Below are 10720 nucleotides of genomic sequence, written 5' to 3' on the forward strand. Positions count from 1 at the left end.
ATAATATTTTGTTTTTGTACAGTTTTTTTATAAAAATATTTATTTCATGAAACTACTATAATAAGTTTATGCATGATTATTATTAATATGATTAAAACTATAATATAATGTTATAATGTTATTAGAATATTTTGTAACAGGAGGATTAAAATGGATTTTAATAGAAATTTAGAAAAATATGCTGAACTAGCAATTAAGGTTGGCGTAAATATTCAACCAAACCAAACTTTACTTATTAGAACTCCAATTGAGTGTGCTGATTTTGTAAGACTTGCTGTTAAATCTGCTTATAAAAATGGTGCTAGAAACGTATTTGTCGAGTGGTCAGATGAACAATGCTCTTTATCGAGATATTTATATGCACCAGATGAAGTTTTCAATGAGTTTCCTCACTGGGTATCAGATCAATATGTAGATATAGCAAAAGAAGGAGGAGCTTTCTTAAGTATTCATGCTGCTAACCCTGATTTACTTAAAGATGTAGATCCTGAAAGAATAGCTAACTATCAAAAGGCTTCTGGTATAGCTTTAAAAGAATGGAGATCTTACACATTAACTGACAAGTGTAAATGGAGCATAGTTTCTGTTCCAACAAAGCCTTGGGCTCATAAGATTTTCCCAGATGTATCAGAGGAAGAAGCTGTAGAAAAACTTTGGGATTTAATATTTAAATGTACAAGAGTAGACAATGATGATCCTGTTTCTGCTTGGCATGAACATAATGAAAATTTAAAAGAAAAAACTGACTTCTTAAATGAAAAGAATTTTAAGACATTAAAATATAAATCAGCTAAAACAGATTTAACTATAGGTTTACCTGATAATCATACTTGGGAAAGTGGCGCTTCTATAGATCCTAACGGAGTTAACTTTAATCCAAATATGCCAACAGAGGAAATCTTCACTCTTCCTCATAAATACCAAGTTAACGGTGTTGTACATAGCTCTAAACCTTTAGTTTATGGTGGAAATGTTATAGATGATTTTTCTTTAACATTTAAAGACGGAAAAATTATAGAATGCTCTGCTGTAAAAGGTGAAGAAACGTTAAAGAACCTTATTGAAACAGATGAAGGTTCTCACTACTTAGGTGAAGTAGCCCTAGTGCCTTATTCATCACCTATATCAGATACAAATGTAGTATTTTACAATACACTGTACGATGAAAATGCCTCTTGTCACTTAGCTCTTGGCTCAGCTTATGCTACTTGTATAAAAGGTGGCGCTGACTTACCAAAAGAAGAATACGACAAATATGGTATCAATGATAGTTTAACTCATGTTGACTTTATGATTGGTTCTCCTGACTTAGATATAGTTGGAGAAACTCATAATGGAGAAACAATACAAATTTTTAAAGATGGAAATTGGGCGTTTTAAACTTAAATTATTTATTAATGAATTGACTTTATTTAAAACAAAAAGAGGCTATCAAATAGCCTCTTTTTATGTTGACGAGAAATTTTTAATTTTGTCTAATCTAAGCAATAGATTAGTTATTATTTAATATTAACATATTAACACAATTTATAATATATATTTTACTTATTTTTAGTACATAAAATTATAAACTGCTTCTCTATTCTAACATATTTTCATATTTTTTTTCAATTATATTTTATTGTTAAAATTTATTTTAGCTATTTCTACTGCAGACTTTGCATCTTTAGAATAGTAATCTGCATTTATCTTTTGTGCATACTCTTCTGTAACTACTGCACCACCTACAAACACTTTTGCATTAATACCATTTTCTTTTAAAGCGCATATTGTTTTTTTCATATTTTCTACAGTAGTAGTCATTAAAGCACTAAGGCCTATAAGCTCTATATTTTCTTCTTTAGCTCTTTTTACTACTTCCTCAATAGGAACATCTTTACCTAAGTCTATAACCTCATATCCATAATTTTCAAGCATTATTTTTACTATATTCTTACCAATATCATGTATATCGCCTTGAACAGTAGCAACTATTATTTTTCCTTTTGAAGATGTATTATTATTCTTACTCAATCTCTCTTTTATAATATTTAATGAAACTTTTACCGTTTCTGCTGATTGTATCATTTGTGGTAAAAATAACTCACCTTTATCATACTTAGATCCTACCACATCTAAAGCTGGTATTAAAACTTCATCTAAAACGTAGTGCTCATCTTTCGAACTTAAAATTTGCAAAGTTAAATCCTTAGCTTCCTCTTTTAATCCTCTTTCAATAGCATCTTCCAATGTTAAATTATCATGATTTTTACTTTCTTTTTGTTTATTATCTTTTGAAACATCTCTAAATTTTTCAATATATTCTAAGCAACCTTTATCCATATTACTTATTACTTTGTAAGCATATACAGACTCTACCATTGCTTTATCTTCTGTATTTATTATAGGTAAATCTAGACCTGATCCCAGTGCCAAATTTAAATAGGTATTGTTTAATCCCTGTCTATTAGGTATACCAAAAGATATATTCGAAACACCTAATATAGTTTTACAACCTAATTTTTCTTTTACCATTTTTATTGCTTTTATAGTTTCCATAGCTTCATCTTGTTGGGCTGATACTGTAAGAGAAAGACAATCTATAAAAATATCTTTTCTTTTTATTCCATATTCTTCTGCTCTTTCAACTATTTTTTTTGCCACATTAAATCTACCTTCTGCAGTACTTGGTATTCCTTCTTCATCTAAAGTTAGACCTACTACACAAGCTCCATACTTTTTAACAAGAGGTAATATTGTTTCTAAGGACTTTTCTTTACCATTAACTGAATTTACTATGGTTCTACCATTGTAATATCTAAGACCAGCTTCTAAGGCCGCTACATTTGATGAATCTATTTGTAAAGGCGTATCTACAACTTCTTGTATGCCCTTTACCACTCTTTTCATAGCTTTTTCTTCATCTAATTCTGGTACTCCAACATTAACATTTAGAATTTCCGAACCTTCTTTACTTTGTTCAAGTGCTAGATTTATTACATAATCATTGCTTCCACTAGTATACGCATCTATCAGTGGTTGTCTTCCAGTTGGATTTAGCCTTTCTCCAACTATGGCAGGCCCTTGTATATCAACATATTTAGCAGCAGAACACACAATTGTAGATTCTCTTCTTTTAGGTTCTTTCTTTTGTAACTGATCTATATTATTACAAATCTCTTTAATAAAAGTTTCATTAGTTCCACAACATCCACCTATAATAGATACTCCTAAATCAACAAACTCTTTTACTCCTTGGAAAAATTCCTTGGCAGTCATTTTATATACTGTTTGATTATTTTCAATTACAGGTAAACCTGCATTTGCTTGAACTATTACTGGAACATTTGCTAACTCTGTAATTATTTTTACTATTGGTAAAAGCTGTTTTGGACCAAGAGAACAATTCACTCCAAGAGCATCTACTCCTAATCCTTCTATAGTAGCAACCATAGCCTCAGGTAAGCATCCTGTAAAACTTCTTCCATTTTCATCAAATGTCATAGTGCATATAACTGGTAGATTTGTATTTTCTTTTGCTGCAAGAACTGCAACCTTAGCCTCGTAAAGATCCATCATTGTTTCTATTATAATTAAATCAGCACCACTTTTTTCGCCTTGTATAGCCTGTCTTTTAAATATTTCATAAGCTCTATCAAAAGATAATGTTCCCATAGGTTCTAACATTTCTCCTATTGGTCCAATATCTAGCGCCACGAATCTAGGCTTGCTTTTATCACTTTCACCTATTGCTTGCTTTGCTATTGTAATAGCATTATCAATTATTTCTTCTACTGTATATCCTAGTTTAGTAACTTTTAATTCATTACATCCAAATGTATTTGTAGTTAATACATTACAACCAGCTTCTAAATATTTTTTATGTATTTTCAGTAATTTATCAGGATTTTTCATTCCAAATATTTCTGGGTTATCCCCAATAGGAAGGCCTTCTTTTTGAAGCATTGTTCCCATTGCACCATCAAATATTAGTAAATTATCTTTTAGATATTCTTTAATTCCCACAACCATCGCCCTCCTTTTTATAATCACAATTATGTCTATTATTGCAATTCTCACAAGATTTTTTAGTATTACCAATTCCTTTATGAGAAACTCCAATTAAAGCTACTACAGATTTTCTAGGAATCATTATTCCACTATCTGTTACAGTTAATCCTATTTCTTTTTGACTGTTTAATAGATTATTAATATCTGAATTTTTTTCTATAGATAAGTCTCCATATCCTGGGCTATATCTATAGGTTATATATTTATCTTCTTTTAATAGTTGTTTCGCTATATTATCTTGTACTATATCACAAGCTTCTTCTATTGCTGTTGTAGCACAAGCATCTATTATAATTCCTTTTGTTAAATCTGTATAAGTTAATTTTCTAATCTCTCTTTCTACCTCTAACCCTAAAGTAGCAGACATTAATATACATTCGTCACATTCTAATAACAAATTATATACATCATCACTTTGTAAAATAAGATTAGACCCCTCCAAATAAACTTCATTCTTTTTATTAAAAAATTTTGATTTTTTTACTCCATATTTTCTAAATACAAATCTAGGATTTATAATTTCTTTTGTTTTTTTTATACACTGTTTAATTTTATCTGATAAATCACTCTCTATATCTTGATCCTTATATTGTAAATATCTTAAAACTTCCCTCTCATCTATTTCAATTAAATTTTTAATATTATCCTTCATATTATTCTCCATAAATATTTAAAGAGAACCCTTCTTTCAATGCTTTTTTTGCATACTCTTGTGCCCCAAATAGTGATAAATCTCTGTAGTTTCCACATTCTACTGCAGAAGCTGCTACCATCTCTTTACAGTCTATCACCTTTTGTAAAGCTCTTTCCAATCCTAATTTAACTAAGCTAGGCTCTACGTCCCCCCACATTATCAAATAGAAACCTGTTCTACATCCCATTGGAGATAAATCTATTATGTTATCCATTTCTTCTCTTAAGTATGTCGCTAATAAGTGCTCTAAACCATGTATAGCTGCCGTCCCAAAAGCTTCCACATTCGGCTGTAAAAATCTTAAGTCAAATTTACTAACTTTATCCCCCATTTTTCCATCTAGCACACAACATTTTCTTACATAAGGTGCTTTTACTTTATTATGATCCAATTTAAAACTTTCTACTTTTTCCATATTCCAAACTCCTTATATCAAATTGTTAATATATTATCCTAAAATAACATTAATATTATTATAGTATTATTTTTTACTTTTTTCATAAATTTTTCTAATTTTTAGACAAAAAGCCTTCACCACTTTTTCATGGTAAAGGCTTAGTAATATCTTTGTTTTATCCTATTTGTAATACTTTTTCTATTTTATCCTTTATACTTATTTTCTCTTGGTAAACTTTTTTATACCAATCATATAAGAGTGATACTCCATCACTTAATAATATATTTGGAATATATAATCCATGCTGTATTATTTTATCTATATCTAAGTAATTTCTTTCAAACTTTTGTTTTATATCTGCATCAATAATATTTGCATCAATATATTTAATATTAGCTTCTTTTCCTACAATTTCACTACATGTATTAATGTATTCCTCTAATGAGATTAATTGAGGATTTGTTACATTATATATTTCTCTAACATAAGTAGTTTTTATTAAGCTAAATAATACCTTTACAAAATCATCTATATAAATAAATTGTGCTTTTAAATTACTGTTTTTAGGGATTTTTATTGGAATTGATTTTTCTATTTTATGAAAAAAATATTCTTCTTTGGATATTTTATTTTTATCTCCATATATATTAGATGGTCTAATTATAATATAAGGAATGGGCGTATTCTTAATAAATTCATCTATCCTCAGTTCTTCCTTTTTAATATTATTCTCCTGAGATGATATGACTATATACTTTTTTAACACTTCACTATTTAAATTTTCAATAAGTATTTCTGCATCTTCTTTATTCTTTATACTTATATCATAAACATAATCATACTTCTTATCTTTTAAAATCATCTTCATTTCATCTGCATTTTTTCTATTGCAAATCAGATGTTTTCCTATCCCATCATAATCGATTGATCTAATTCCTCTAGTCATTATGTCCACATCATATTTCTTTTTAATTAAGTACTTAGCTAATGATGAACCAACAAAGTCACTACCTCCCATAATTAAAACCGAATACATTTACAATACATCCCCCTTTATATCATAATAGTTCCTTATATATAGTATCATAGTTTTATCTCATTATATGCTTTGTTATTTTTTTAATTTTCCTCATTATTTTTATACTTTTCACATTGTTTTTTCTATCATAAAAATAGTATACAATTAAGTTGAAAAATTTGATTTTTATAGTCGAAAAGGATGAAATATAAAATAATTACATTTCATCCTTTTCTTTATTTATTATTTATTATTTCCTCGATTATTAATGAACTTTCTCTTTCTATTTCTTCAATATAATTATGAATATAAATGCCATTTCCACAAGCATATACCCCTTCTTTTGAAGTCATATATTCATCATTAACTTCTGGTCCAGTAGTATCTGGATTTAATTTAATTCCACTTCTCATAGCAACTAATCCATCTGAAAGTTGCGATTTTGCAAATAATATTGTATCACAAGCCACTTCTATTTCTTCATCACCATTGTTTAAAATTACTTTTTCCACTCTACCTCTACCTTGTATATTTGATATTTCATAATTATAATAAATATTTTCTGTTAATCCATAAGTGTTTATGTCTTCTTTGTCTGAAATAATTCCTACAATTTCTACATTGCTTCTTTTTAGCTCTTTCTCAATCATATATAAGGTATTCCAACCATTTATAAGTATTTTTCTACCTGGTACTATATTGTCCATAGCAAAAATTTTCTTTGCCATTCCTACAGTATATATGCCTGAACATCTACTTCCCACCATAGCTATAGCTTTTCTAGATCCTTCTTTTGCTCCATTTGCTAATATAATTTTATCACCTTTTATCTTTTCAATTCCATTAGCTGGGCTTGTACAAAGAACTTCTTTATTTTCTTCAATCTTTAATACCATTGTATTTAATTTTGTTTCAATGTTATATCTTTCATATTCTTCTATTAAATATTTTCTGTAAAATTTTCCTGTAATCTTTAACTCATTACTTATATTGTAATTTCCTAGACACAATGCTCCTCCAAGTATATTATCTTTTTCAATTAATAATACATTTTTTATACCCAATCTTTTAGCTTCTATGGCACAAAGCATACCTGCTGCACCGCCACCTACAATTATTAATTCATATACTGCCATAGGTTAATCCTCCTTAAATCCTACTACTGAAGAATTTTCAACATCTTTATTAACTTCACTTATGTCTATATCCAATTCTCTACTTAAAATAGCGCTTATAGGTATCATACAGCCAATTCCTTGACACCCTCCCATCATCGCTCTTGTTCTTCTTTTTACTCCATCTAAAGTTCTTGCTCCTAAAGGTCTTTTTATTGAATCTATTATTTCACCTTCTGTAACAAATTCACATTTACATATCATTTTCCCATAAGTAGGGTTTGAACATATTAATTTATTTTTTTCTTCTATACTAAGTTCACTCATTCTTATCATTTTTGTTCTATGAGCTTTAAAGTTTATTTTCTCTTCTAATTTTAGATTCTCTTTTATTAAATCTATTACATAATTAGCTATAGCTGGAGCGCAAGTTAAACCTGGAGAATCTATTCCTATTACATTAATAAAGTTTTTAGCATCCTTAACCTCTTCAATAATAAAGTCTTGTGTTTTCACCTTAGGCCTTATTCCACTAAAAGTATTTAAAACTCTATCAAAAGGTATTTTTTCCATAGTCTTTTTGCTTTTATATATTATTTCATCTATTCCACTTCTTGTAGTTTTTATATCGTCAGCATCACTAGGAGTAGCGTTTGGCCCAATTAGTAAATTTCCATCTACTGTTGGAGTAACTAATACTCCTTTACTTAACACATTTGGTACTTGAAATAAAGTCTTTTTACAAAGTTCACCTGCTATTTTATCAAGTAAACAATATTCTCCCTTTACTCCTTCTATTTCATACTTAGTTTCACTTACTAAATTATTTATAAATGCACCACCTAATCCAGCTGCATTTATAACTACTTTTGTTTCTATAGGCTCTTTATCTTTTATAATCAGAGTATAATAGTCTTTATGTTTTTTCAAATCTATTACTTCATGTCCTAGTAAGAAATCTACTCCATTCTCACACGCATTTTCAGCAAAAGCCAAGGTCATTTCATAAGGACTTACTATACCTGAATTCTTTATATGTAAGGCTCCTACTACATCACAATTTATATTTTTCTCTAAATCTAAAACTTCACCTTTTTCTAAAATTTCTAACTCTTCTATTCCTAAATCTTCACCGTTGGATTTTAGTTCTTTTAATTTTTTAAATTCATCTTCGTTAAAAGCTAATACTAAGGAACCATTTCTTTTGAAAGGAAATTCTAATTCTTCAGCTAAAGAATCTATTATTTTATTGGCTTCTAAATTTAATTTAGCTTTTAATGTTCCTTTTTTTTCATTATATCCACCGTGTATAATCCCACTATTTGCCTTAGATATCCCTTCTGAAACATCTTGATTCTTATCTATTACTAATACACCTAAATTATATTTAGATAGTTCTCTGGCAATAGAACAACCTACTATACCAGCACCTATAATTACAACGTCTTTCAAAACCATTCCTCCTTAAATTATTGTTAAATTTAATATTTACTAAATCCTTCAAATTTATCGATATTTCAATATTATAATCCTCTAAGGATTTATTTTCCATATGTTTTATTATGAAAAATACTTATTATTACCATAAAAAAAACGTATCAATACTATTGATACGTTTTTATCTTAAACAGCTAACTTCTCTTCTTCAGAATTTAAATTAGCTTTTTCTTTTTGTTTTTTCTCTATCATTATTATTACTCTATCAACTACTAATCCATTCATGACAACAGCCAATAAAGAATAAAATCCTTTATCTAGTCCAAATGTTAAAGCTCCACATATAACAACAGCTAAATCAACTAACAATAAAGATATTCCCAAGTTAATAGTAGAATATTTATTAAGTATTTTTGCTAGTATATCCGTTCCACCTGTTGAAGCATTTATCGCGAAAGTAATACCTATACCCGCTGCTATTACTACAGTACCCATTACAACTGCTAATAATAAATTATTCGTTAATGCATAAGAATGCATTACCTTCTCCATAAAGTCCATTACAAATGATAATGCAAAACTTGCATATATCGTTTTCATGCCAAAATCTCCACCTACTAGTACAAACGCTATTACAAATAATATTAAGTTACCTAAAAATATAATAGTTCCTACTGATAGTACAGGAACGAAGTTACTAATAACTAAAGCTAATCCACTTAAGCCACCACCTGCTATTTCATTTGGTGCATAAAAATATTGTATTCCAAATGCTACTAATATTACTCCAATTGTTATGGTAATGTAGTCTCTTATAGTTGATATTAAATTATTATTTTTTTTCATATTTTAAATTCCCTTTCATATTAAAAAAGTTATATATTTTTACAACTTAAGAATATATTATACTACATATTTGGATAAAATATATTAGTTTTTTAGTGGTAAATAGTCATTTTATTTACTGTTTTTCATTTTTATATAATTAATTAACAATTTTATCCTATGATATAATTGATATGGGAGTTGATAATATGTTTTTTATTGGTGGTATATCTAATGGAGAAAAGAAGTTAGATTATGTTCAAAGTATAGTTTGCCCTAGGTGTGGTGCCTTTGGAAAAATGGAAGTTTATATGACTTATATGTGTTTTAGTTTTTTCTTTATTCCCATTTTTAAATGGAGCAAAAAATACTTTGTAAAAAATACTTGTTGTAATAGTATTTATATTTTAGATAATGATATAGGAGTAAGAATAAACAGAGGAGATAACATATTAATTTCAGAAAATGATTTGCAACTAGTAAATTATAACCAACCTACTGTGAATAAATGCTCTAATTGTGGATACATAGGTAATGAAGATTTTCAATATTGTCCTAAATGCGGACAAAAATTATAGAATTAGAGTAATAAAAAGATAATGACAGTTGAACTTAATTTGTTCAATTGTCATTATCTTTTATTTTATAAAGAATATACATCTGAAAATTCTATATTGCATTTATCTATCTTTGAGTGATCCTCTATTGAGTGGACAACTACGTCTTCATTATTTATTGTTTTTATGGGAATGTAAAAAATAAATTCTACCCCACTCTCAACATCTGTATTTAACCATATTTCTCCATCATGCATTTCAATTAAGCGTTTAACTAGATATAATCCTATTCCACTACCTTCACTACTTCTTCTTAAATGATTGTCCACTTGAACAAATCTATCAAATATCTTTTTCGAATCTTCTTCTGATATAGCAGGACCATTGTTTTTTAAATGAACAAATAGTTTCTTTTCATTATGATTCACTTTTATATCAATATGAATTTCACCGTCTTCATTTGTAAACTTAAGGGAATTAGAAATTAAATTTAAAATTATTTTTTCTATAGCATCTGGATTACATGCTAGAATTAACTCTTCTTCTTCTGTATCAAATGTTATACTTTTATTTATATCTTTTATATAATCTGCTGTAGATAAGACTATATCTTCAATTATATTAATT

General features: G+C 28.0%; 10 protein-coding genes. 2 read left to right on the top strand and 8 right to left on the bottom strand.

Annotated elements, in window-relative coordinates; all coding sequences use genetic code 11:
* The first annotated feature begins 150 nt into the window (after positions 1–150).
* Positions 151–1380, top strand: a complete 1230-nt coding sequence (locus NSA58_RS09925; RefSeq protein WP_039680000.1) for an aminopeptidase — start codon at positions 151–153, stop codon at positions 1378–1380.
* Positions 1381–1611: 231 nt separating this feature from the next.
* Here NSA58_RS09925 and NSA58_RS09930 read toward each other — a convergent pair whose 3' ends face one another.
* From NSA58_RS09930 to NSA58_RS09960, 7 genes are all read right to left on the bottom strand, one after another.
* Positions 1612–4011, bottom strand: a complete 2400-nt coding sequence (locus tag NSA58_RS09930) for a homocysteine S-methyltransferase family protein (RefSeq protein WP_139045085.1) — start codon at positions 4009–4011, stop codon at positions 1612–1614.
* Complete coding sequence (locus tag NSA58_RS09935) at positions 3995–4702, bottom strand: vitamin B12 dependent-methionine synthase activation domain-containing protein (RefSeq protein ID WP_039679999.1); 708 nt, start codon at positions 4700–4702, stop codon at positions 3995–3997. Before NSA58_RS09935 ends, NSA58_RS09930 begins: the two co-directional genes overlap by 17 nt.
* Before the next feature lies 1 nt (position 4703).
* Positions 4704–5159: an S-ribosylhomocysteine lyase gene (locus NSA58_RS09940; protein WP_039679998.1), complete on the bottom strand. Its 456-nt coding sequence runs from the start codon at positions 5157–5159 to the stop codon at positions 4704–4706.
* Positions 5160–5316: 157 nt separating this feature from the next.
* Positions 5317–6177, bottom strand: coding sequence for an NAD-dependent epimerase/dehydratase family protein (locus NSA58_RS09945; protein WP_039679997.1), 861 nt, complete (start codon positions 6175–6177; stop codon positions 5317–5319).
* Between the two features lie 218 nt (positions 6178–6395).
* A complete protein-coding gene (locus NSA58_RS09950) occupies positions 6396–7295 on the bottom strand; it encodes an NAD(P)/FAD-dependent oxidoreductase (protein WP_039679996.1) in 900 nt (299 codons plus the stop codon).
* A 3-nt stretch (positions 7296–7298) separates the two neighbouring features.
* The gene (locus tag NSA58_RS09955) at positions 7299–8726 is read right to left on the bottom strand and encodes an NAD(P)/FAD-dependent oxidoreductase (protein ID WP_039679995.1); all 1428 of its coding nucleotides are present in this window, start codon (positions 8724–8726) and stop codon (positions 7299–7301) included.
* Positions 8727–8897: 171 nt separating this feature from the next.
* Complete coding sequence (locus tag NSA58_RS09960) at positions 8898–9557, bottom strand: YitT family protein (protein WP_039679994.1); 660 nt, start codon at positions 9555–9557, stop codon at positions 8898–8900.
* A 188-nt stretch (positions 9558–9745) separates the two neighbouring features.
* Between NSA58_RS09960 and NSA58_RS09965 the strand changes: the two genes are divergently transcribed.
* A complete protein-coding gene (locus tag NSA58_RS09965) occupies positions 9746–10114 on the top strand; it encodes a zinc ribbon domain-containing protein (RefSeq protein ID WP_039679993.1) in 369 nt (122 codons plus the stop codon).
* Between the two features lie 65 nt (positions 10115–10179).
* Here NSA58_RS09965 and NSA58_RS09970 read toward each other — a convergent pair.
* A partial coding sequence (locus tag NSA58_RS09970) for a sensor histidine kinase (protein ID WP_257560422.1) occupies positions 10180–10720 on the bottom strand: 541 nt, incomplete at its 5' end.

The sequence above is a fragment of the Terrisporobacter muris genome, assembly GCF_024621905.1.
In the GTDB taxonomy this organism is placed as follows: domain Bacteria; phylum Bacillota; class Clostridia; order Peptostreptococcales; family Peptostreptococcaceae; genus Terrisporobacter; species Terrisporobacter muris.

What these genes read in the sequence shown, in the direction of transcription:
- NSA58_RS09925 (WP_039680000.1), top strand. Translation starts at nt 151, where the DNA reads ATGGATTTTAATAGAAATTTAGAAAAATATGCTGAACTAGCAATTAAG.
- NSA58_RS09950 (WP_039679996.1), bottom strand. Translation starts at nt 7,295, where the DNA reads ATGGCAGTATATGAATTAATAATTGTAGGTGGCGGTGCAGCAGGTATG.
- NSA58_RS09930 (WP_139045085.1), bottom strand. Translation starts at nt 4,011, where the DNA reads ATGGTTGTGGGAATTAAAGAATATCTAAAAGATAATTTACTAATATTT.
- NSA58_RS09935 (WP_039679999.1), bottom strand. Translation starts at nt 4,702, where the DNA reads ATGAAGGATAATATTAAAAATTTAATTGAAATAGATGAGAGGGAAGTT.
- NSA58_RS09945 (WP_039679997.1), bottom strand. Translation starts at nt 6,177, where the DNA reads ATGTATTCGGTTTTAATTATGGGAGGTAGTGACTTTGTTGGTTCATCA.
- NSA58_RS09965 (WP_039679993.1), top strand. Translation starts at nt 9,746, where the DNA reads ATGTTTTTTATTGGTGGTATATCTAATGGAGAAAAGAAGTTAGATTAT.
- NSA58_RS09960 (WP_039679994.1), bottom strand. Translation starts at nt 9,557, where the DNA reads ATGAAAAAAAATAATAATTTAATATCAACTATAAGAGACTACATTACC.
- NSA58_RS09940 (WP_039679998.1), bottom strand. Translation starts at nt 5,159, where the DNA reads ATGGAAAAAGTAGAAAGTTTTAAATTGGATCATAATAAAGTAAAAGCA.